The sequence below is a fragment of the Rhizobium sp. BIGb0125 genome (assembly GCF_024810055.1).
Taxonomy (GTDB): Bacteria; Pseudomonadota; Alphaproteobacteria; order Rhizobiales; family Rhizobiaceae; genus Agrobacterium.
This window is the reverse complement of the sequence record NZ_JANUDV010000012.1, coordinates 118,097-139,702: the sequence shown is the minus strand read 5'-3', so window position 1 is coordinate 139,702 and position 21,606 is coordinate 118,097. Positions and strand designations below refer to the sequence as shown.

19 protein-coding genes are annotated in these 21,606 nt (G+C 54.3%); 7 read left to right on the top strand and 12 right to left on the bottom strand.

From position 1 onward, the window contains the following. Nucleotides 1-613: 613 nt before the first annotated feature. The 3 genes from M2418_RS24985 (at nt 614) to M2418_RS24975 (ending at nt 4,546) form a co-directional block, all read left to right on the top strand. Nucleotides 614-2,263: a tannase/feruloyl esterase family alpha/beta hydrolase gene (locus M2418_RS24985; protein WP_259149736.1), complete on the top strand. Its 1,650-nt coding sequence runs from the start codon at nt 614-616 to the stop codon at nt 2,261-2,263. Nucleotides 2,264-2,479: 216 nt separating this feature from the next. Next, the gene (locus M2418_RS24980; protein WP_259149735.1) at nt 2,480-3,433 is read left to right on the top strand and encodes a serine hydrolase; all 954 of its coding nucleotides are present in this window, start codon (nt 2,480-2,482) and stop codon (nt 3,431-3,433) included. Nucleotides 3,434-3,595: 162 nt separating this feature from the next. Continuing rightward, nucleotides 3,596-4,546, top strand: coding sequence for a LysR family transcriptional regulator (locus tag M2418_RS24975; RefSeq protein ID WP_259149734.1), 951 nt, complete (start codon nt 3,596-3,598; stop codon nt 4,544-4,546). 19 nt (nt 4,547-4,565) lie between these two features. Here the strand turns inward: M2418_RS24975 and M2418_RS24970 are convergent, their stop codons facing one another. From M2418_RS24970 to M2418_RS24945, 6 genes are all read right to left on the bottom strand, one after another. Beyond that, the gene (locus M2418_RS24970) at nt 4,566-5,645 is read right to left on the bottom strand and encodes a serine hydrolase (protein ID WP_259149733.1); all 1,080 of its coding nucleotides are present in this window, start codon (nt 5,643-5,645) and stop codon (nt 4,566-4,568) included. 42 nt (nt 5,646-5,687) lie between these two features. After that, nucleotides 5,688-6,677 (bottom strand): ABC transporter ATP-binding protein, encoded by a 990-nt coding sequence (locus tag M2418_RS24965; protein ID WP_259149732.1) that lies wholly within the window; start codon nt 6,675-6,677, stop codon nt 5,688-5,690. Continuing rightward, a complete protein-coding gene (locus M2418_RS24960; RefSeq protein WP_259149731.1) occupies nt 6,674-7,648 on the bottom strand; it encodes an ABC transporter ATP-binding protein in 975 nt (324 codons plus the stop codon). Before M2418_RS24960 ends, M2418_RS24965 begins: the two co-directional genes overlap by 4 nt. Further along, nucleotides 7,645-8,532: an ABC transporter permease gene (locus M2418_RS24955; protein ID WP_405049486.1), complete on the bottom strand. Its 888-nt coding sequence runs from the start codon at nt 8,530-8,532 to the stop codon at nt 7,645-7,647. Before M2418_RS24955 ends, M2418_RS24960 begins: the two co-directional genes overlap by 4 nt. A gap of 13 nt (nt 8,533-8,545) precedes the next feature. Next, nucleotides 8,546-9,517 (bottom strand): ABC transporter permease, encoded by a 972-nt coding sequence (locus tag M2418_RS24950; protein WP_259149729.1) that lies wholly within the window; start codon nt 9,515-9,517, stop codon nt 8,546-8,548. A gap of 142 nt (nt 9,518-9,659) precedes the next feature. Further along, the gene (locus M2418_RS24945) at nt 9,660-11,216 is read right to left on the bottom strand and encodes an ABC transporter substrate-binding protein (protein WP_259149726.1); all 1,557 of its coding nucleotides are present in this window, start codon (nt 11,214-11,216) and stop codon (nt 9,660-9,662) included. 419 nt (nt 11,217-11,635) lie between these two features. Here M2418_RS24945 and M2418_RS24940 point away from each other — a divergent pair, with 419 nt between their 5' ends. Next, the gene (locus M2418_RS24940) at nt 11,636-12,676 is read left to right on the top strand and encodes a helix-turn-helix domain-containing protein (protein WP_259149724.1); all 1,041 of its coding nucleotides are present in this window, start codon (nt 11,636-11,638) and stop codon (nt 12,674-12,676) included. A gap of 218 nt (nt 12,677-12,894) precedes the next feature. After that, nucleotides 12,895-13,932: a zinc-dependent alcohol dehydrogenase family protein gene (locus M2418_RS24935; protein ID WP_259149722.1), complete on the top strand. Its 1,038-nt coding sequence runs from the start codon at nt 12,895-12,897 to the stop codon at nt 13,930-13,932. A 180-nt stretch (nt 13,933-14,112) separates the two neighbouring features. Here M2418_RS24935 and pcaF read toward each other — a convergent pair whose 3' ends face one another. The 3 genes from pcaF to M2418_RS24920 are packed head-to-tail and all read right to left on the bottom strand — an operon-like array spanning nt 14,113 to nt 16,723. Beyond that, the gene (pcaF, locus tag M2418_RS24930) at nt 14,113-15,318 is read right to left on the bottom strand and encodes a 3-oxoadipyl-CoA thiolase (RefSeq protein WP_259149721.1); all 1,206 of its coding nucleotides are present in this window, start codon (nt 15,316-15,318) and stop codon (nt 14,113-14,115) included. Between the two features lie 11 nt (nt 15,319-15,329). Then, nucleotides 15,330-16,019, bottom strand: a complete 690-nt coding sequence (locus M2418_RS24925; protein WP_259149719.1) for a CoA transferase subunit B — start codon at nt 16,017-16,019, stop codon at nt 15,330-15,332. Further along, nucleotides 16,016-16,723 carry a 3-oxoacid CoA-transferase subunit A gene (locus M2418_RS24920; RefSeq protein ID WP_259149718.1) on the bottom strand — a complete coding sequence of 236 codons (708 nt, stop codon included), beginning with the start codon at nt 16,721-16,723 and terminating at the stop codon, nt 16,016-16,018. Before M2418_RS24920 ends, M2418_RS24925 begins: the two co-directional genes overlap by 4 nt. 138 nt (nt 16,724-16,861) lie before the next feature. On the opposite strand from M2418_RS24920, the gene M2418_RS24915 reads away from it, so the two are divergent. Further along, nucleotides 16,862-17,623, top strand: a complete 762-nt coding sequence (locus M2418_RS24915; protein ID WP_259149717.1) for an IclR family transcriptional regulator C-terminal domain-containing protein — start codon at nt 16,862-16,864, stop codon at nt 17,621-17,623. A gap of 194 nt (nt 17,624-17,817) precedes the next feature. Here M2418_RS24915 and M2418_RS24910 read toward each other — a convergent pair whose 3' ends face one another. After that, nucleotides 17,818-18,258 carry a pyridoxamine 5'-phosphate oxidase family protein gene (locus M2418_RS24910; RefSeq protein WP_259149715.1) on the bottom strand — a complete coding sequence of 147 codons (441 nt, stop codon included), beginning with the start codon at nt 18,256-18,258 and terminating at the stop codon, nt 17,818-17,820. A 514-nt stretch (nt 18,259-18,772) separates the two neighbouring features. Next, nucleotides 18,773-19,198 (bottom strand): plastocyanin/azurin family copper-binding protein, encoded by a 426-nt coding sequence (locus tag M2418_RS24905; RefSeq protein ID WP_259149747.1) that lies wholly within the window; start codon nt 19,196-19,198, stop codon nt 18,773-18,775. Between the two features lie 210 nt (nt 19,199-19,408). Between M2418_RS24905 and M2418_RS24900 the strand changes: the two genes are divergently transcribed. After that, complete coding sequence (locus tag M2418_RS24900; protein ID WP_259149713.1) at nt 19,409-19,891, top strand: hypothetical protein; 483 nt, start codon at nt 19,409-19,411, stop codon at nt 19,889-19,891. Between the two features lie 40 nt (nt 19,892-19,931). Here the strand turns inward: M2418_RS24900 and M2418_RS24895 are convergent, their stop codons facing one another. Next, nucleotides 19,932-21,449 carry a PAS domain-containing protein gene (locus M2418_RS24895; protein ID WP_310503235.1) on the bottom strand — a complete coding sequence of 506 codons (1,518 nt, stop codon included), beginning with the start codon at nt 21,447-21,449 and terminating at the stop codon, nt 19,932-19,934. Nucleotides 21,450-21,606: the final 157 nt, after the last annotated feature.

The window sequence follows — 21,606 nt, the reverse complement described above, 5'->3', positions numbered from 1 at the left end:
ATCGCCAAGATCACTTACGGCGACGGCACGGTGAAGGAAATTCCTCTGCTTTGCCGCATCGATACGCTGGATGAAGTCACTTACATGGACAATGGTGGCATTCTCCAGACCGTTCTTCGCGATCTGGCTGCCTGATAATACTCAGGGCAACAAGAAACGCCGGGAGAAATCCCGGCGTTTTGCGTATTAGGGGCAATTGTCAAATGTGGTTCGCTCACTTACAAATTTTGACAAGCATGAAATGTGATCGACGTTTGAATTCTCACTGTCGTCATAACAAAGTTCTCCAACTTCTGTTCAATACATCCAAGTGTTGACAGCTAAACCCCTAATCTCCTCAGTTTTCTCGACAAAATTTACGAGGCGGGCAGCCTGACATATCGTAAACGCGATTCCACAGAACCGGACCTTCGGTGCCATATTCCCACAGGTGTCTAATCAGGTTCGAGATGACCTGGCTGTAGACGTTTCAAGTGCGAACTTCGGAGTTCATGCGCCGAACGCAACAATAGGTCTATTATTTGCATTTCACGAAACCACCTTTTTTCCGCTAAGTCTGATGCAAGAGGAGTGCTGTCGGCAATCGGAGTTGCCGGGCGGCTTGGAGGAAATTATGACATCCTTGTTTGGAGCAACATCACGCGTTGTGATGACGATCTCGCTTGCCTATTCCACAGCACCCGCGGCTTTCGCCGCAACGCCAGATGCATCCGGCCCGTGTTCGGCGATCGCCGCACTGTCAATTCCAGCGGACAGGATAAGCCTGCCAACCAGTGGTGCCACAATCCAGTCGGCCACGCTCGTTACGACGTCCGAAACATCCAACCAAAACGGTGAATACTGCAAAGTGATCGGGCAGATCAAACCTGTTGATCCAAAGGCCCCCGACATTGTCTGGCAGGTTAATCTTCCATCTGCATGGAATGGCAAATTGCTGCAATATGGTGGAGGTGGCTACAATGGAAGCCTGCCGCCCACCACGGATAAAACGACTTTAGGTCTAGACGTCGTTCCAACGCCTCTGGCGCAGGGTTTTGTCACCTTCGGCAGCGATTCCGGTCATCAGGCTGCAAATGCGGATGATGCCTCCTTCGCCAGAAATGACGAGGCGATGTTAAACTACGGCTATATGCACATCAGAAAAGTGCTCGATGTAGCAAAGGTTCTGGTAGAAAAACGTTACGAGAAACCGGTCAAGCGCGTTTATTTCCAGGGCGGGTCCACCGGGGGTCGCGAAGGGCTCACGGCAGCGTCACGCTGGCCACAATCGTATGACGGCATACTGACGAATTATCCAACGGCTAATTTTGTTGGGCTCAGGCTGTGGGGAGCTGGTCTGGCACGGGCAGTTTACGATGATAAATCTGCTGGCTGGATACCACCCGCACTCGTAGAGCACATTGCAAAGACGTCTTTGAAGTCATGCGATGGGCTGGATGGCGCCGACGATGGTTTGGTCAGCAATTTTCAAGGCTGTCGTGCTCAGGCGGCAGCTTTAATCCAGAGCCTCTCCTGCAAGGCGGATGTCACTGGAAATCCCAGAGATTGCCTGACGAAAGCCCAGATAGATAGAACACTGAAAATCTATCATGAGGGCTATTCACTGCCATATCGGTTGGCAAACGGCATAGACCAGTATCCCGGCTATAACAGCCTGGAAGGCATCGTGATGCAGTTAGGATCGGAGGCAAGCCTTCGCATCCCTCCGGTCTCGGGACCGAACGCGCTTCACGCAAGTCGGTCTTTTGAATTTTTGCAGAATTTTGTTCAGCGAGATCAGCCGCTTGACCTGCTGTCTTTTGACATTCGGGAGCCCGGAAAACTCAAAGATCGGATCGTGGAACTGTCCAACGTGATTGGTGCGACAACAACGGACTGGTCAGCCTTCAGCGATCGTGGAGGCAAAATCATATGGCTTCAGGGCAATGATGACCCAAGCGTTAGTCCACTGGGCAATGCAAAACTATTTGAAGCTATCGTGACAAAGATGGGCAAGGAGAAGGTCAGAGACTTTATGCGCTTCTATCTCGTTCCCGGTCTGGCGCATGGTGGCGGCCGCTTTTCGCCAACGTGGGACAATTTAACGGCACTCGATAATTGGGTGGAACACGGCGTGCCCCCTTCGAATCCGGTTGTCGTTGACGCAACGAAATCATCCACCACGGGCCGTAGCAGACCCCTTTGCGAATATCCAAGTTGGCCGAAATACAAAGGCGATGGCGACATGGAATTAGCGACTAGCTTTGTCTGCTCTGAGAAATAACTCCATCTGCCCTTCAGTACGCTACTCAATAATTAACGGGAGGATCACAATGGTCACAGGCTCTAACCTGTCAAGACGTTGCCTACTTGCAGCATCCGCAGCGTCAACCTTCGCCGCGATCGGCCTTAGCAGCCAGACAGCCAGCGCAACCAATACCACTCCAAACACCGATGCTGGTAGACCATGGAAAACTGTGGGTGATGTCAGGTCCGTCGGGTGTCACCAGCGAAACTCGCAGACGTGGAAGCAAAGCTCTATCCCATGCCAACAACGTCCATGATGGTGGTTCAAGGCGGAGATATCGTCTATCGATACGGCAATCTGTCGGATGTCAGCTATCTTGCATCTGCTCGAAAAAGTATATTGTCGATGCTTTTTGGCCGATATGTCGCCGAAGGAAAGATCGATCTCGACATGACGATTGGCGAGATCGGCATTGATGAAGATGACGGTCTTTTGCCCAGGGAAAAGACGGCCAGCGTCAAAGACCTTCTGACATCAAGTTCAGGTGTCTATCACGCCGCCGGGAGCCCTGGGGGCAACGCAAAAACACCGGAGCGTGGCCAAACGGAACCGGGGTCGGTCTTTCTCTACAACAATTGGGACTTTAACGTTCTCGGCGCAATCTTCGAAAAGCGCACTGGTAAGAGCGTGTTTCAAGCACTGAAAGACGATCTTGCCGAGCCGCTGGGCTTTGAGGACTTCGATTTCGATCGCCAGCGCATGATGGGTTACGAAAATCAATCGCGCTATCTCGCCTATCATCTGTTCCTGTCTGCTCGCGATATGGCGCGCCTCGGACAATTGATGCTCCAGGGCGGGAAATGGAACGGTAAGGTAATCGTGCCGGAAAACTGGATCGCTCAGAGCACGAAAATGCGGTTTACGGCGGATCAGACCAAGAGCAAAGAAGGCCTTGGATATGGTTATCTCTGGTGGGTGCCGACATCCGATGATCCGGCGTTCAAAGGGTCCTTTCTGATGAACGGCAACTTCGGACAATTCGTTTTATGCCTACCCGCGATCGATACTGTCATCGTCCATCGTCGCGCAGTCACGGATGAGTTTGCGTTGGCCCGAAATCTGGGAAAGACCACCTACGAACCCACCAAGGTGTCGGCTGGCGAATTTCTAGCGATCGCACAAGCAGTCGTGGCAGCAAGAGCCTGACACTGTTTTCGCAGCCGTGGTTAAAACGGCCGTCATTTCTATGTTGCCCATGAGAAACAGCACTTGCTCGATTGCTATCGAGCAAGTGTGCTTTTACGGTTAGAAGCAGTACACGTGGCGATATGATCACGGTGGATTGTCGCGGAGACGTCAGGGTTTGCCATGCAGCGGTTTCAATTGGGATCGGTCGATCTCAATCTTTTGAAAGTCATCTATGCGCTGGTCGTAAAAGGCAACATGACGGCCGCCGGAGAGTATATTGGCCTGTCCCAACCCGCTATGAGCCATGCCTTGAAACGGGTCCGCGCCATCACCGGCGACGAACTTTTCAAGAAGACATCGGGCGGGTTTGTGATGACCCGATTTTGCACCGAGATTTTTCCGACGGTGCGACGGATCATCGAAGACACCGAATCCGTTATGCTCCAGCAACTCGCATTCGAGCCGGCGACATCCCACCGTGCGTTCAGAATTGGGATGAACGATTATTTCTCTGTCGTGCTGATGCCACGCCTTGTGGAGCGCATCCGCTCTGAGGCTGAACATTGTGTTCTGGAAGTCATCCACATGCCACGCACTGGCGTGAACAACAACAGAAATTTTCTTCCGGTGGTTCAGGAGCACCTCGATGAAGGAACCATCGATGTCGCGGTCATGACCGCGGACAATTTTCCAACGCGATATCGCTGCGCCTCACTGTTCACCGAGAGACGCGTCTGCATCATGTCAGCAAACAATCCCGCTGCGAAAAACCCGCTGACGCTCGACGCATTGTTGTCGCTTGGCCACGTCAAGGTAACGTCTGCACCGAGCCGTCGCGGCTGGGTTGACGAACGTCTCGATGCGATGGGATTAGAGCGCCGCGTCGTCGCGGTGGTACCGCATTTTTCCGCAGCCGTCGCCATTGTGTCCCGCAGCAATCTTGTCGCCATGATGCCGGAAAGCGTCGCGAAGCTGTTCGAGAGATCACAAGAATTATTGCTGCTGGAATCACCTTTTGCGGAAGAAAAACAATCCACCAGCATGATCTGGCTTGCCGAAAAGGAACGCGATCCGGCAAGCCTCTGGCTACGTGACCAAATCTCCGCTTGTTTTACGGACGATCGTCACTAGCGAAGTATTGCTGTATTGCTTATCTGGTGCCCAACTTTGCCGTAATGAATTGGTCGGCAACGCTCAGGAACTGCTCCATGGTAACGGCAGGTAATTCTTCCTTGAAGCTTCCGTCATTGCGGGCAATCGCTAGGTCATCGGGAATAGCGCGTCTATTGACGAACACCATGTCGAGTGTTGGCATGGCCAGGATGAACTGTCCGAAATGTCCCGCTGCGACGAAGGCACCCTCCCATTCAGGAGTATTCTTTGGCACGACTGGAATCCACCAGAGGTAGCTGTAGCCGGCAATTCGGGATTTTTCGCTTTCATTCATCTTGTCGGCAGGAACGCGAATGCACGTGCTTTCCGCGACCCATTCTGCCGGTATGATTTGCTCGTCTTTCCACCGGCCGTTGCGCACCATCGACAGAGCCAGTCGGGCCATATCCCTTCCCGACAGGAAGAAGTGATAGGCCAGATAACGGGAAGCGCCCTCATATCCCATCATCCGCTGCCGCGAAGGATCGAAGTCCTGGAGCCCCATTGGGCCCGCGAAGTCCTCTTCAAAAGCTTTGAAGACACTGCGGCCTGTCAGCTGCTCGAACGCCGCCCCCAAAACGTTGAAGTCCCAGTTATTATAGTGAAAATAGTCACCTGGTTTTTTTGAGCCGCGTTCTGGAATGTTTTTTGTATTGCTGCCCGGGCTGCCGGGGCGGTGATAAACCCCTGAACTGCTGATCAGCAGATCGCGAAGCGTCGCCGTCTTCTCGATGGGAAGAAGACCATGATCTTCGTCGATATTCAAATCGGCCATCGTGAGATCTAGATCGATCTTCCCTTCTTCAACGGCTTTACCAAACAGCATAGATAGGATGCTCTTTCGGGTGGAAGCGAGATAGCTGACCTCCGATACATCGCCATAGGTATAGAGCACTTCTCCACCAGCAACCGCCATGAAAGAGGTGCTTGGCAACCCATCGAGCATGGTGTCAACTTTCTCGCGAACATCGGCAGAAAGACCGTGTTCTTCTGGCGAATTTACACTCGCCCATTCCTGCCCGGGAAATTCCTGGCTGACCGCTTTTGGCTGGCGTTCCGAAGGTGCGGAAACTGACATTTTCAATCCTTTTAACATTCAGGTTTGTCGATTGCGGGATGTTCAATCGTTAAGATGACAGGCACTCTTGTGCCCTGAACCGATGGTCCGAAGCTCCGGTCTTTCCATCCGGCACCGCGCCATCGCGAAAGGACAACGCGGATGGAAATGGCACCCCGAAGGCGGTGACAGCGGGCTTGGAATTTCGCCTTCAATGGCCGAAAAGAGCCGTTGAACAGGATCAAGACTTGGTCGCTCCTGAAGAAGCGCACGCGTATAGGGGTGATTGGGGTGCGAAAACAATTCTGCGACGGGCGCCTCTTCTACGACGCGTCCAAGATACATTACCACAACACGGTCTGAGATATGCTCGACCACGGAAAGGTCGTGGCTTATGAAAAGGTAAGTCAGATCCAGCTGTTCTCGAAGATCAAGGAAGAGATTGAGGATCTGTGCCTGAATGGAAACATCGAGCGCGGCAACGGATTCGTCGCAGATCAGCATGTCCGGCTGAACCGCCAGCGCGCGCGCAATGCCGATGCGCTGGCGTTGACCGCCACTAAACTGGTGTGGAAAACGGCTTGCCATAGATGGATCAAGTCCTGATCGCTCCATCTGCTGGCTGACATAGTCATCGAGCTCGCGTCCCGTTGTCATTCCGTGGTGCAAGGGTGCTGCTCCAATAATCTCACGCACACGCTGGCGCGGATTAAGTGATGACGACGGGTCCTGAAAGATCATCTGGACTTTCAGCCGCGCCTCTTCGGCGTGTTTGCTCGTCATCTCTGTCAGCTGCTTGCCTCGGAACAGCACTGTACCTTCCGACGCTTGCAACAATCCTGCCACGACGCGGCCAAGCGTGGATTTCCCGCAGCCCGACTCACCGACGATGCCAACAACTTCACGCTCTGTTACGGTGAGACTGACATCATCCAGCGCCCGCACGACTGGATTGGGCGCTTTCAACCCCACCAGTTCCGCACCACGTTCCACAACGCCCGATTTACGACTGAAGCGCTTGCTGACGTTGCGAACCTCCAAACGATTGTTCACGATGGCGCTCCTTCCATGACCGGGTGAAAACAGCGGAGTAGACGTCCCCCGACCGGCTCGAGCGCTGGGGCGGTGAGACAGATTTCAGTGGCAAACGAGCAACGCGGACGAAACGCACACCCCTTGGGCATGTAGGCAACGGACGGTGTTGTGCCGGATATCTGTTTCAGCCTTTCACCGCGCTTGTTATGAGCAGGCAGGCTTGCGATCAGGCCATTTGTATAGGGGTGCAAAGGTCGTCTGAGCAAATCGGCAGTCATGCCTTGCTCGACGATACGGCCCGCATACATGACCGACAGTTTTTCAGCCAGTCCGGCGACCACGGATAGGTCATGGGTTACCCATATAAGAGCTGTGCCCTTTTCTCGGGCAAGCCTCTGTACGATTGAGAGGATCTGCGCCTGGATCGTTACGTCGAGTGCAGTTGTCGGTTCATCCGCAATGATCAGATCCGGTGACATGAGAAGGGCGATGGCAATTGCCACACGCTGCCGCATACCTCCTGAAAACTGATGAGGGTAAGCGCTAAGGCGCTCTTCGGGGCTTGGAATGCCGACCATGCCTAAGGCGTCGCGTGCACGCTCGCGTGCCACCTGTTTACTGACGGCTTCGTGCGCATGCACGACTTCCATCATCTGCGTATCAATGCGAAGCACAGGATTGAGCGTTGACATCGGATCCTGAAAGATCATCGCAATCCGGTTACCGCGAATGGACCGGAGTTCTTTCTGCGAGACCGTTCGCAAGTCCCGCCCCTTGAACAGAATTTGCCCTCCGGTTACGTCTACGGGCTTTTCGAGCAGACCCATGATCGAAAGACCTGTTACGGATTTACCGGAACCGGATTCTCCAACGAGCCCCATAACTTCGCCTGCAGCAAGGCTGAGGTTGATGTCTTCGATAAGGGTGACGTTGCCCTGCTCCGTCACAACCTCGGTTTTCAGACCTTTGATTTCAAGCATGGCCCTCATCTCCGTGCAGCCTTCGGATCCAGCAACTGGCGCAGGCGATCTCCGACGAGATTGATGGCGAAGATCGTGACCAGCAGTGCGATGCCGGGAAAAAGCGCGATCCAGTATGTGCCGGACAGCATGAATTCGTATCCGCTCGAGATCAGTAGTCCGAGTGACGGTTCCGTCACCGGCACACCAAGCCCCAAAAAGCTGAGCGTTGCCTCAAGCGTGATGGCGCGTGCCACCTGCATGGTGAGAAGCACGACAAGGGGTGACAGACAGTTGGGCAGCAACTGGCGAAAAAGGATGTTCCGATGTGGCAGCCGCAAAGACCGGGCGGCCTCCACATACTCCCGGCGTAGTTCCGTCAAGGCGGCCCCGCGGGCCGTACGCGCATAGGTCGCCCACTCTACCAGGACAATGGCAAACACAACATTGCCGACGCTCTTGCCAAGAAGTGCGAGGATCAACAGCGCAGACAGAATCGTTGGGAAGGAAAGCTGAAGATCCACGAGCCGCATCATCGCAGTTTCAACCCGTCCACCGACATAGGCCGCCGTTAAGCCGAATGCAGTGCCGACGATGAATGCGAGTGCCGCAGAGCCAATGCCCACAATAAGACTTATCCGCAATCCATAGAAAATGGCCGACAGCATGTCGCGTCCCTGATCATCGGAACCGAACAGAAATGTAAAGCCTGCCGAGGATTGCGCGCCAGGAGCCATACGCCCGTCCATGATGTCCAGTTGCATCAGGTCGTATGGGTTTTGTGGCGACAGATAGGGCGCAAACACGGCCAGAAAGACGACCAAGATGAACAGCACAAGTCCCAGCACTGCCAGGGGCGAGCGTGCGAACTGCCGCATGAATTGCAGGCCTGTCCGAAATTTCGAGGAATTCATAACCGCTTGCACGTCACTCTCCCTGAAGCCGAATGCGTGGATCGAGTAGCCTGTAGGTGACATCCACGACGAGGTTGATGATGACGAACATGATGACCACCAGCATCAGGTAGGCGACGATGACTGGGCGATCGAGCGCGGCAATGCTGTCAATGATGATCTTGCCGACACCTGGCCATGCAAAAATTGTTTCGGTCACAACCGAGAACGCTATCGTCTGCCCGATATCCAGACCGACGACAGTGACGACGGGGATCATTACGTTCTTGAGCACATGGACACCGAGGATGCGTCTTGGTGATAGTCCCTTTGCTCGGGCAAACCGCACATATTCGCTCGACATAGCCTCGCGCACGCCAGCCTCAGTCAAACGGGTCACCATCGAAATATTGAAAAGCGAGAGACTGACGGCTGGCAACAGCATGTGCCGCAGACCATCAAGAGTGACAAAAGACCACGGTATTCCAAAGATGATTTCGGTTGCACCTCGCCCCGAACTTGGGAGCCAGCCGAGCTGGACGCTGAAGATCATGATAAGCAGGATAGCGATCCAGAAAATCGGCAGACTGAAGCCGAAGATCGAACCAATCATGATGAAGCGCGCAAAGGGGCTTTCGGGCTTCCAGCCAGCGGCAAGGCCAAGTGGCACACCGACGATGATCGATAAAAGAACGGCAGCGAAGGCGAGCTCCAGCGTTGCAGGCAAGCGCGACAAGATGAGCTCGACCGCAGGCTCCTTGTAAACGTAGCTGACACCGAGATTACCCTGTAACAACCCTTTCAGAAACAGGAAGAACTGTTCATAAAGAGGTCGATCAAGCCCAAGATCGGCGATCAGACGCAAACGGTCATCGTGGGTAGCCTCCGGCGGAAGCAAGGTCTCAATCGGGCTGCCGATCAGATGAAGTCCGACAAATACAATCAGGGCCATGGCGAGAGCGACCAGGATCGCTTGCATCAGGCGCTGGATAATCCACAGGGTCATGATACCCTCTTGTTATAGGTAAGATACTGACCATCCGTTCGTGAATGGTTTGCAATGTTATAGCCGACATCTGAGCCGATAGCTTCGCCACCAAATTGCCGGAAGCAGGCTGGTGCTTTGACACCAGCCTGTTATTTCCAGATTATTCGGAAATGTCCTTGGCAAGCGTACGCTCGTCGATGCGCGGCGCATAAGACAGTCCCTTGCGCATCACCCAGGCATTGCTCTGCTGGTAAAGCGGGATGATGGCTCCGTCCGTGACGGCAACCTTGACAGCCTCGATGAGCGCCGTTTCACGGGCCTTGTCGTCGTAGATCGTCATTGCCTTGGATACGAGGTCATCAAGCGCCGGATTGGAATAACCGCTATCATTTGCAGCACCGAGCCCGCGTTTTGGATCCACTGTGCCAAGCACGTTGACCAGCATTGAGCTTGCGTCATAGGTCGCGTTGCCAAGACCCAGAAGCTTCATCGCAAATTCCGACTTGCGCGATGAGAAGGTCGTCCAGGGAAGAGCCTCCACATTCGTCTTCACGCCAATTCTTGTCCACATCTGAGCAACAGCCTGAACAACGGCAGGCGCATTGGGGTAGCGATCATTCGGCACGTGAACCGTCAACTGGAAGCCGTCCGGATAACCGGCTTCGGCCAGTAACTTCTTGGCTGCAGCGGCGTCTGGCTTTGGAGGTTGAATGTCAGGCGTATAGGAGAAAGCGCCCTTTGGAAGCCATTGACCAGACGCGGTGGCCGTCCCCTCCATGATCTTGTCGACAATGCCTTCGCGATTGATCGCTTCCGAAAGAGCGGTGCGAACACGCGGATCCGCGAGCGGATTTTTGCCCAGCGCCTCTCCCTTTGCTCCCTTCACATTGGCCTTCCACGCGTCACCTGATGTCGATGGCGCGAGATAAATAACCCGAAGACCCGGAGTGCTAACGAATGAGAGGTTGGCGGTGGTCTTGAAACGGGCGATGTCTGTTGCAGCAGGTGCGTCGATGACATCAACGTCGCCTGCCAGAGCAGCCGTCGTGCGTGCGCTTGCACTGGAAATCATGCGATAGGTCGCGTGATCCCAGGCGACTTTCTTGCCCCACCAATCAGGATTGCGCTCAAGGCCAACCTCGATGCCCTGCTTGAATGTGGTGAAACGGAAAGCGCCTGTCCCGATTGCTGCCTTGCCGGAATTGTAATCGGCCGTATCTGCCCCCTCACCTGCATGACGCGACACGATAGCGATATTGGCGAGATCGCCCGGAAGCGTCGGTGCAGGTGTCTTTGTGTCAATCAATACAGCATTTTCGCCGTCCGCCTCGACTTTCGCAATATTGCGCATGAAGCCGCCAAAGCCACCCGGGCTGTTTGGCACGCTTCCAGCCCGGGTGAGCGTGAAAACCACATCATCGGAGGTAAATGGCTTGCCATCATGCCACTTGACGCCATCGCGCAGCGCAAAACGCCATTTTGTTTCGGAGATTGATTCCCACTTTGTCGCAAGCCCCTCGACCAACAGTCCCTCGGCGGTGCGCTCCGTCAGTCGATCGAAAATCTGCATCGCGATCGAGTTGTTCGGCGAAGCATTATAGAAATGCGGATCGATCGACGTCACCGTTCCGCTGAGACCGATCGTCAGATCCTTTGCCAGAACAGGAGTGGCAACCAAGCCCAAGATACTGGTTACGAGAAGTACGCCTGTTTTCATTTTTTAGTTCCCTCTTTTATCAACGTTTAGACGTCAAATTCGCTTTTCTCGATTTACCAACGGAACATGAAATTTAACAAATGAATGTTTTTTGCGATTGTTATTCGCCCAGCGAATAACGCTAGGGCCCTTGCCGCGCCGTATTGTCTTCGTTGTTTCGCTGTCATGCGGGTACAGTCCCTGGAACCGGGGGCGACATGCTGGGACCTTCGCGGGTGACGGGCATGGCTTGAGGTAACAAAATATAATCTGCGGTCCTCACTAACGCCGAGCGCTGATCCATCCAGTCCCCGACACGATAAACCGAACGGCTGACGGGCAGATACCGGTTTGAATCGAGCCAGTCGTTTCCGGGGCATTTTGGTGGATTGAAATCTTCGTGTTTTCCGGCAGGATGTCCTAGAGGTGGAGGATGTCACGTGCTGGATCACGCTTTGATATATGATGCCGAAGGGCAACCGCTTTTAAACGGTCAGCTGAATGAGTCTCGAGAGTGGGCTCAAGTGAATGCCTTTTGTAACCGGGTTTATATGCCGCTCTCGACCCGGCCGCTGGTTGCCGGTTCCGATCCCAATGCTACGCTACGCACATTGTCCGTAGGGCAGATCGTTTTCAGTCGCTTTTGCTTTGGAACCCCGACAAAGGCGGACGAATTCGACCCCTCTTCTGGAAACATCATTGTCGTCAACACGATGCGTGGGAGCGTGCGCCAACCTCTAAGCGACGGAACGAGCGTCGACACCAGGCCGGGTGACAGCTATGTTGTTGATTGTAGTCGCACTGATTACTGGAACGTCGCTGATGGCAGTGATCTCCAGCTCAACCTGACGATATCCCATAGGTTAATGGAGCAGACGGCACAGCGCTGGTATGGCTTCGTACCAGAAGACGACCTGTGGAGGAAGCGCATCGTGTTCGGCCGAGGACAGTCAGCCTGGCTTTCCTTGCTTAATTACGCAACCCTTTCGATAAATGCTAACAGCGATCGCGTCGACAGCCCTCTGATTGAGAAACGGATCGAGGAAACGATCTGCCTCGAATTATTGCGCGCATGGGCCGCATCCTCGGGGCTCAATCTCGAAACGGGCGCGCGTAGCGCTGCGCCACGTTACGTTCGCGACGCAGAGCGCTTGATGGCTGAACAAGCCCACAAAGCCCCGACTGTGGTGGAGATCGCCGCACAGCTCGGGATTTCAGCCCGTAGTCTCTCGGAAGGGTTCCGGCGCTTTCGTGGTATCACACCTCACGATTATCTGACCGCTCGACGGCTTGATGGACTGCGCAAGGCACTCGAGGAGGCGTCACCAACGCACACTGTTTCCTCAGTTGCCGCCGCAAGAGGATATGTGAATATGAGCATCATGAGTGCCTCATATCGCCAGCGCTTCGGAGAAACACCTCTACAAACGTTGCAGAACCGAACAGGCGTGGGACGCGGCGAACCTGTACCTGATCGGTGAGAGACAGCTCGTTTCGGCACAATACCAAACAACCCGGAACAATCTTTCTCATTTGGATCACAGACCTCCGGATTGGAGCACGCAGTGCCGGCATGACGATGCTCTTTTCGTCTAGGATGATACCAGGGCCAGTCGGCTCTTCACCATCCGGACAGGAGACGGGTTTGTGTGATCTCTGCAAAATCATGCTCAAGGGCATGCCCCAAGGGGAGGATTCGATGAAAGCGCTTGTTTATAACGGACCTGGCAAGAAGGACTGGGTTGAAAAGCCGAAACCAGAAATTCGCAAACCCACCGATGTCATCGTGCGTGTCACCAAAACCACCATATGCGGAACCGATCTGCATATTCTAAAGGGTGATGTTCCGACAGTCTCACCGGGCACAACCCTTGGCCACGAAGGTGTCGGCATTGTCGAAGAGGTCGGGGCAGCTATACGCAACTTTAAAAAGGGTGATGCCATCCTCATTTCTTGCGTCACCTCATGTGGCGCCTGCCCGAACTGCAAACGACAACTCTACGCCCATTGCTCCGACGGAGGCTGGATTCTCGGTCACAAGATCGATGGCACGCAGGCAGAGTATGTTTGTATCCCTCATGGCGACAACTCGCTTTATCCAATTCCCGAAGGAGCAGATGAAGAAGCGTTGGTGATGCTGTCCGATATCATGCCGACAGGCCTTGAGATCGGTGTGCAGGCAGGCGGCGTCAAGCCAGGCGATACTATTGCGATTGTCGGTGCTGGACCGGTCGGTATGTCAGCCCTTCTTACGGCGCAGTTTTACTCGCCCGGGAAGATCATCATGGTCGATACAGACCCGGCGCGACTGGCGCTCTCGCTTCAGTTCGGGGCAACAGACAGTGTTCAGGTCGGAGAGGAAGATGCGGTTTCGCGCATTCTCGCCCTTACCGATGGCCTAGGTGTCGATGTGGCCATTGAAGCCGTCGGCGTACCGGCGACCTTTGACATTTGCCAGAAGATCGTCTCAGCCGGTGGCAAGATTGCCAATGTGGGCGTTCACGGAAAACCGGTCGAGTTGCATATTGAAGAGCTGTGGATAAAAAACATCAACATCTCGATGGGTCTCGTTTGCACCAACACGACGCCGATGTTGCTCAAAACTCTGGCGAGCGGCAAACTGGACCCTGGCAAGCTAATCACGCACCGATTTGCGCTCCATCAAATCCTCGATGCCTATGATGTCTTTGGCAACGCAGCACGCGAGAAAGCTATGAAGGTCATCCTGGCAGCCTGATTGTTTGTGACGAAGTGCGACGGACTTGTGCGATGAAGCAGTGCCCAAGTCCGTCATTCTCAAAAACAGCTTTACCGTAAAGCACACGGCAGACCACCCCTTGTGGCGCCCGCCCGTAATATTGAAGCTGCGATGGGCCGTATGCACCAACGTTTTCTACGAGCGGCCCTTCGTTGAAATTCAAACCCGTTCCAAAGCGATCGCAATACCCTGTCCCACGCCGATGCACATTGTTGCCAGCGCATACTTTCCCTTGCCCAGAGAAAGTTGAAGCGCGGCTGTTCCTGCAATGCGGGCGCCCGACATACCCAACGGGTGGCCAAGCGCTATCGCGCCGCCATTTGGATTGACGCGCGGGTCATCATCGGCGATGCCGAGCTCTCTTAACGTTGCCAGGCCTTGTGATGCGAAAGCTTCGTTGAGTTCAATGACATCGAAGCGGTCCTGTGTGAGGCCGAGCATCGTCATCAGCTTCTTAGAGGCCGGTACTGGGCCAATGCCCATGACGCGCGGAGGAACACCGGCTGCCGCCCCGGCCAGAACACGGGCACGTGGCGTCAGACCATATTTTTTTGCGGCTTGCTCGGAAGCGAGTATGAGAGCGGCAGCGCCGTCGTTGACCCCGGACGCATTGCCCGCTGTCACCGTTCCCCCTTCCTTCCTGAAAGGTGTGCCGAGTTTGGCAAGGGCTGCAAGCGTTGTTGCTCGGGGATGCTCATCTTGGGAAACCATGATGGCATCGCCCTTTCGCTGCGGGACAAAAACCGGGATGATTTCTCGGGCAAGTCGGCCATTTTCCTGTGCAGCCGCGGCTTTCATCTGGCTGCGAAACGCAAATGCATCCTGATCTTCGCGCGAAATCCGGTAATCTTGCGCAACATTTTCCCCCGTTTCGGGCATGGAATCGACGCCATACAGACTTTTCATCAATGGATTGATGAAACGCCAGCCAATCGTCGTGTCATGGATTTCCGCATGACGGGAAAACGCCGTGTCCGCCTTGGGCATCACAAAAGGCGCACGGCTCATGCTTTCCACGCCTCCAGCGATCATTAAGTCTGCTTCGCCTGATTTAATAGCGCGGGCGGCGGTCATCACCGCATCCATACCGGAACCGCACAGGCGGTTGACTGTGGTGCCACTAACGGAGACCGGTAGCCCAGCAAGAAGTAGCGACATACGCGCGACATTCCTGTTGTCTTCGCCTGCCTGATTGGCACAGCCATAAATGATGTCTCCAATCGCCTCCCAGTCGACGCCAGTATTTCGTTCGACAAGCGCCTTGAGCGGCAAAGCTCCGAGATCGTCAGCGCGTACCGAGGAAAGCGCCCCGCCAAACCGGCCAATGGGGGTTCTGACGTAGTCGCAGATGTAAGCTTCGGCCATAGGTATTGCCCTCACAAATCAGGAACGACGAGGTCGGCGACCGCCCCGTCGACATGCAGCGCTGCTCCGGTCATGGCTTGCAGATCATCAACGCTCATGCCGACAAGTTTCTCCCTCAGCACAAAACGCCCCTGAGCGACGTCGATGACAGCGTGGCTGGTGTAGATGCGTGTGACGCAAGCAACACCGGTCAACGGGAACGTGCATTTCTCAACCAGCTTCGGCTCGCCGTTCTTGGTCACGTGTTCGGTGATGACAAAGACCTGCTTGGCGCCGTGGACAAGATCCATCGCACCGCCGACCGCTGGCACACCCTTAGAACCGACCCGCCAATTCGCAAGGTCTCCATTTTGCGCAACCTGTAAGGCACCGAGAATAGCGACATCGAGATGACCACCGCGCACCATGGCAAAACTGTCTGCATGATGGAAGAACGCGGCACCGGGCTTCAAAGTCACGGCCTTTTTCCCGGCATTGATGAGATCCCAATCCTCCTCACCGACCTTCGGCGCCTCTCCAAAATCGAGGATGCCGTTTTCCGTGTGGAATATCGCTTCCCGGCCGGGCGGTTGGTACCGCGCAACCATCTCCGGAAAACCGATACCAAGGTTGACATAGGCACCGTCAGCGATGTCCTGGGCTGCACGCCAGGCAATCTGCGCGTTGCTTAGCTTGTTTTCTTCGTGAATGGTGCTTGTCATGCGTAAGCAACTCCGGCCCGAATGAGTTCCTCTTCCTGTTGTGGCTGTGAGACCTCGACAAGACGATCGACAAAAATCCCGGGGGTCACGATATGTTCGGGATCAATTTCCCCGGGTTCGACGATACCGGAGACCTGAACAATCGTTCTGGCAGCGGCCATGCACATCAACGGATTGAAGTTGCGTGCGGCCTTGTTGTAGATCAGGTTTCCATGGCGATCGCCGAGATGAGCCTTGATGATGGCGAAATCGGCCTTGAGCCAACGCTCCTGAACATAGTGCCTGCCATCAAACTCGCCGATCGGCTTTCCGTCGGCAAGCGCCGTGCCGTACGCGGCCGGCGTGTAGAATGCCGGAATTCCAGCTCCGCCCGCACGAATACGTTCCGCGAGCGTGCCTTGCGGAACAAGCTCAAGTTCGATTTCACCAGCAAGATACCTGTCAGTAAATGCACGCGGATCAGACGATTTCGGAAACGAACAGATCATTTTGCGGACCATGCCCGCATCGATCATGGCAGCGATGCCGATCCGGCCATTTCCGGCATTATTGTTTATCACTGTCAGGCCTTTCGGCCTTTTGTCGATCAGTGCGTGAATAAGTTCAATCGGCGCACCAGATCCTCCGAAACCACCGATCATCACCGTTGCACCGTCACCAATTTCCGAGACGGCTTGCGCAAGGTTCGGGCTCGTCTTGTCCATCCTACGACCTCCACGGATGTAACTTCGATGGCCCCGTTAAGGAGCCTTGTCTAATTTTCTACCGCTGCCCATTGTCGACCTCAACCGAATTGTGCGATATACTGTATTTGTTTACATATCGCACAAATGAGAATTGATGTGGCCATCAAGCAAAATGACATGATGGGCGGATTAGCCAAAGGCCTACGCGTTATCGAAGCATTTACCGCCGAAACACCGCGTTTGAGCATTTCGCAAACTGCGGACATCACGGGACTGGACCGAGCCACCGCACGGCGGTGCCTGTTGACCCTCGCAGAACATGGGTACTGTGCGTATGATGGTAAATTCTTCACCGTGACCCCGCGTGTGCTGCGGCTCGGAACAGGATGCCTTGCGTCCATGCCATTGCCACGCATTGTCCAGCCTTGGCTTGATCAACTGTCGGAAAAGATCGGTCAGAGCACGTCTGTTGCTATTCTGGACGATGCGGAAATCGTTTACGTGGCCCGTGCAGCGCAGAGAAGAGTGATGTCGATTGCTCTGATGCCCGGGTCCCGACTTCCGGCCTACTGCACCTCTTTGGGGCGGGTTATGCTGGCGGCACTGGCTGAACATCACGTTCGCGACATGCTGTCGGGCCATCCGCTCCAGGCCAGAACTTTGCGGACACTCAATGATGTCGACGCGATAATGGCAGAGTTGGAACTGGTGAGAAAGCAAGGATATGCCGCGGTCGACCAGGAGGTCGAGCAAGGGCTGCGATCGGTCGCGGTCCCACTTAAAAATGCGCGCGGCATTGTCATCGGGGCTCTCAATACGGGGCTCGCAGCCTCCCCTGAGCCCATGGCACAGGTCATTGAGACCTATCTGCCATCATTGTTGCAGGTAAGCCGCGAGCTTCAGGGCGTTCTCGCTTGAACGTGAATACGATTGGTGGGTCTCAAATTATCAGGCGAGAGGCTCCGACCTCACGTATGATCTGCACCAGATAGCATTGTCATGCCAACGAGCCCTCGTGTGTCACTCGAGTTGATCTGCAGTGCACACAGTCGTTCGTAAAAGATAACGACAGAGCATCCTTAACCAACAGTGGATTTAGATAGTGCTTGCGATCAATCCCTTGTTGCATGGCGCCCAGAGATAACTTCAATCTGGATGCTATAGAAAACGGGAGTGAGGCCTACAGCATCCCTGGACTTGTACATTCCCGGTTCCCACCAGTTGGCCCTCTGCTGTAAAAGAGACCAGGCGTACATATGTTCATCATGCCATTTTTCGTCGTCAGGCAGTTCTTGATAACGGCCCTCGAGAAGGACGCTCTGCCATTCATCCGGTGTGACCAATTGCTCAATCTGGACGCAGGCGTGCGGGTTAAGTCGAAGACTGTCGATCTTTTTGCCGGGTAATGAAAAGCTGTAAAAGGCGCCGTCCCTGAAAGCATACCGTATTGGAACAACATAAGGACGCTCGTCACAGATGCAGCCGAGATGACCAATCTGGTTAACCGCTAGCATCGTCTCGCATTCCTGCCTTGTCATATCTCGCAAATTCATTTTGGAGCTCCTGTTTACCGGCAGCGATACGGTTTGTGTACACACTGTGGTTTGCTGGCAGAGCGCTATTCTTGCGCCTTTTGCGCCAACTTTGCCACCCATCATGTTTACCGTCAGTCATGCTTCGCATGACGGTTCTCTTCCAATACAATTGTCGCACATGAGAGGTCAGCAGATAAACAAATTAGCATCCGGATAGTGGCGGGGATGCGGTAGCACGTTGGGCAAAACGGCATCCGACTTGTGGCTAAAAACCGGAAGAGTTATGCGGACCATGTTTGAATATTGGCACTTGCCACTTGGTCTTCGGGATACGCCACGTCCATGCGCTCATGTCATCTAGGGGCATTTGATTTGAAATCACAAGGGCGACTGTCAGCTACAGCAGGACGCGGGCAGGCCGAAGAATGCAATGGCTTAATCGGTGTCGCAATTAAACCATTGCATTTAGAGCATCACAGAGGTTGCATGTTCCAGCCTCAAAAATCGAACGTGCCCTACGGATTGCGCGGGTCTACTTTGTGACCGTAAGCATGGCATGCATGCCCGCTCCATAGTGGCCCTTGATATTGCATAACAGGACATATGATCCGGGAACTAGCTTAACTTTCAACTGCCCGTCAGCGCCAGGCTTTAACTCGGCAACTTCGCCCATGCTGTGCAGGGCCTTCTCGTCGACCCTATTCTTGGATTTGTTGATTGAGATCATCTGATCCGCTGACTTCAGCTTGACGAGCACCATTTCGTGCTCTTCTGTCATGGCGTCATTGTGAACCAGAAACGTCGTATCACCGGCCTTGATCGTCGACTGATCGAGTGTCAACGTCATCGGACCGCCACCTTCGCCTCCTTCGACAACCTTAATCGTAGTCGCTGCGAACACGGGCGCTGCGACGCAGAACGCAGCACAGGTCATAAAAATTTTCTTTAAGATGCGCATTGTGTGTTCCCTTGGTTTATCATCGGGAACCAGCTCATAGAAAACAATGCTGACATCAGCCTGAATGATCAAACTCTCGCTGATCCCCCTTGAAACAACTTGGCAAAAGGTGACTGTAACGCATGCGATTATTTCCGCACTGCCGTCGTTCCACCGCAAATCAGGATCATAAATCCGCCCTTATAACTCCCCGCTTGAGAAGGACGGGCAATGAGAAAACCAACACGTCAACACACAGCCGTGTGTATGCTTTCGGCGACCATGTTCTCGCTCGCCGGGACGGCGCATGCCGACTGCCGCTCAGCCCTTAACACCCCCAACTGGAGCCAAATAGCGCGGTCAGTTTCCACTCTACAGCTTTGTGAACAAATCCCCGTCGGCCCGAATCAAACAGCAAGGTTCGACATCGTTTCGCTCGATACCTGCTCTTTTCCCAATAATGTCGTATCGGTCACAGCAAAGGCGATGCTCACCTGCCAGTCGGGACAAGACTCTTTCGTACAAATGCCATCCGTTGATAGTGAAGTCACGGTTGCAGCCACGCTCGATATGGCCGCGTGTCGTATCATAAGTTCTGATCTCAAGGTCAGTGGTGAAATTGGTGCCATTCTGTCGAGCCTGGAAGATGTTCAGGCAGCTGCGCGTAACTGGGCACAATCCAATTTGTCGCGGCTTTGTGCGATGCAGCGCTGACAAAGCCTTATTCTGTCATATCTCACGTCACGGTGGTTCTTTAACGCAAATCACCTGTTGTACAGTCGAGCGTAAAGAGAAGGCCTTCGGAAAGGTATTCGATTTTCGCCTCTCCTTGCACTGTGGCCGATAGGGCGCGTTCTATCATTCGGGTGCCGAAGCCTCTGCGTTTGGGTGCTGCAACGCGAGGGCCGTTCGTTTCGTGCCAGACAAATTGAAAGCGCTCACCTTCGACAGTCCACTTGATGGAAACACATCCCGTCTCAGTCGATAGCGCACCGTACTTGACAGCATTCGTGGCGAGCTCATGCAAGGCCATCATAAGGGCACCGCTCACGGCGGAGGAAAGTGTCACCTGTGGTCCATCGATTGTAAACCTCACGTCATCATTGAACGGCGTCAACGCCCGCTCGACAGCGTTTTTTAAATCAACGATCTCGAAGTTTTCACCGGTCAGAATGGATTGAGACCGAGCCAGAGCGTTAATGCGTTCGTGAACGTTGCTGCTAATCTCATCAATAGGTGCGTCAGTTCTCAATGACTGGGTTACAACAGACTGAACCGTCGCGAGGATGTTTTTGATCCGATGGGCCATCTCCTGAGTTATCAGCGTTCGGAATTCCTCTGCCTTTTTGCGCTCAGTGATGTCGATCGAGATGCCGCTCATCACAGTCGGCTGACCACTTCCGTTATACATCGTCTGCGCTCGGATCTCGATCCAGTGGAGGGAACCGTCTGGCCAGTAGGCACGATACTCCACGTGGAGCTCGCCATCTCCGGCAATCGCAGCCGCAACCGTGTCTTGCCAGCGATCAACATCGTCGGGGTGGATTGCGGCGCGAAGGTTCTCGTACGTGAAGGTATCGGCCTCAGGAATACCGAAATTGGCTTTGCATATTTGGCTGGCGACAAGCCGTCCCTCGGGCAAGCTTAGTGTCCATGTGCCAAGTCTGCCCGCCTTCAATGTAAACAGCAATCGTTCTTCTGCGGCGGTCAGATCGGCAATTCTCTGCTGCATCACAGTATCGACATCGAGGTCGCGGGGTGACGTCCCTGCCGTTCTCTCCCGCGTCACATCGAGTTGCGATGCAAAATAGTAGCTAAGTTCACCCTCGTTGAAGACTGGGGAAACCAGCAGGCGATTCCAGAAAGGTGTGCCGTTCTTGCGATAATTGAGAAGATCTATTTCGATGGGCTGCCTGTCGGATACCGCCTTACGAACCCTGTTGACATCCTCGAGGTTCGTACCTGGCCCCTGTAGAAAGCGGCAGTTCCGTCCAAGTGTTTCCTCGCGGGTGTATCCCGTCAGTTTTAGAAACGGGTCGTTTACGAAAACGATCGGATTGTCTGATTGCGAAGGGTCGGTGATCAGCATCGGCATTCTGGTCGCACGCATCGCCGCAGCAAATGGATCAGCCCCGGCGGTCAGGGAGTGTATCTCCTGATCAATTCGCCGCGCTTCTTTTTTGTTCGTCATGGAGGCTGTTTCATCCAAACTGATCAGCAAGGTAATTAATTTCCTATATGCTAACACAGCGGAAAAAAGCAAGGCGACCACGGTCGACTCACATTTGGCTCCGGACAGATTGGCTTTCTGCGAAGCTCAGTCCTGTTTGAGCAGCAGACGAAACTACTTGATAAATGCGTGGGGCAAGGCGAGCCATCGTGGCAGCCCCATGGCTACGGGCGCCGACAGTCGCCACCTTGTCTATGCT

What these genes read in the sequence shown, in the direction of transcription:
- M2418_RS24985 (WP_259149736.1), top strand. Translation starts at nt 614, where the DNA reads ATGACATCCTTGTTTGGAGCAACATCACGCGTTGTGATGACGATCTCG.
- M2418_RS24975 (WP_259149734.1), top strand. Translation starts at nt 3,596, where the DNA reads ATGCAGCGGTTTCAATTGGGATCGGTCGATCTCAATCTTTTGAAAGTC.
- M2418_RS24970 (WP_259149733.1), bottom strand. Translation starts at nt 5,645, where the DNA reads ATGTCAGTTTCCGCACCTTCGGAACGCCAGCCAAAAGCGGTCAGCCAG.
- M2418_RS24960 (WP_259149731.1), bottom strand. Translation starts at nt 7,648, where the DNA reads ATGAGGGCCATGCTTGAAATCAAAGGTCTGAAAACCGAGGTTGTGACG.
- M2418_RS24955 (WP_405049486.1), bottom strand. Translation starts at nt 8,532, where the DNA reads ATGAATTCCTCGAAATTTCGGACAGGCCTGCAATTCATGCGGCAGTTC.
- M2418_RS24950 (WP_259149729.1), bottom strand. Translation starts at nt 9,517, where the DNA reads ATGACCCTGTGGATTATCCAGCGCCTGATGCAAGCGATCCTGGTCGCT.
- M2418_RS24945 (WP_259149726.1), bottom strand. Translation starts at nt 11,216, where the DNA reads ATGAAAACAGGCGTACTTCTCGTAACCAGTATCTTGGGCTTGGTTGCC.
- M2418_RS24935 (WP_259149722.1), top strand. Translation starts at nt 12,895, where the DNA reads ATGAAAGCGCTTGTTTATAACGGACCTGGCAAGAAGGACTGGGTTGAA.
- pcaF (WP_259149721.1), bottom strand. Translation starts at nt 15,318, where the DNA reads ATGGCCGAAGCTTACATCTGCGACTACGTCAGAACCCCCATTGGCCGG.
- M2418_RS24925 (WP_259149719.1), bottom strand. Translation starts at nt 16,019, where the DNA reads ATGACAAGCACCATTCACGAAGAAAACAAGCTAAGCAACGCGCAGATT.
- M2418_RS24920 (WP_259149718.1), bottom strand. Translation starts at nt 16,723, where the DNA reads ATGGACAAGACGAGCCCGAACCTTGCGCAAGCCGTCTCGGAAATTGGT.
- M2418_RS24910 (WP_259149715.1), bottom strand. Translation starts at nt 18,258, where the DNA reads ATGAATTTGCGAGATATGACAAGGCAGGAATGCGAGACGATGCTAGCG.
- M2418_RS24905 (WP_259149747.1), bottom strand. Translation starts at nt 19,198, where the DNA reads ATGCGCATCTTAAAGAAAATTTTTATGACCTGTGCTGCGTTCTGCGTC.
- M2418_RS24900 (WP_259149713.1), top strand. Translation starts at nt 19,409, where the DNA reads ATGAGAAAACCAACACGTCAACACACAGCCGTGTGTATGCTTTCGGCG.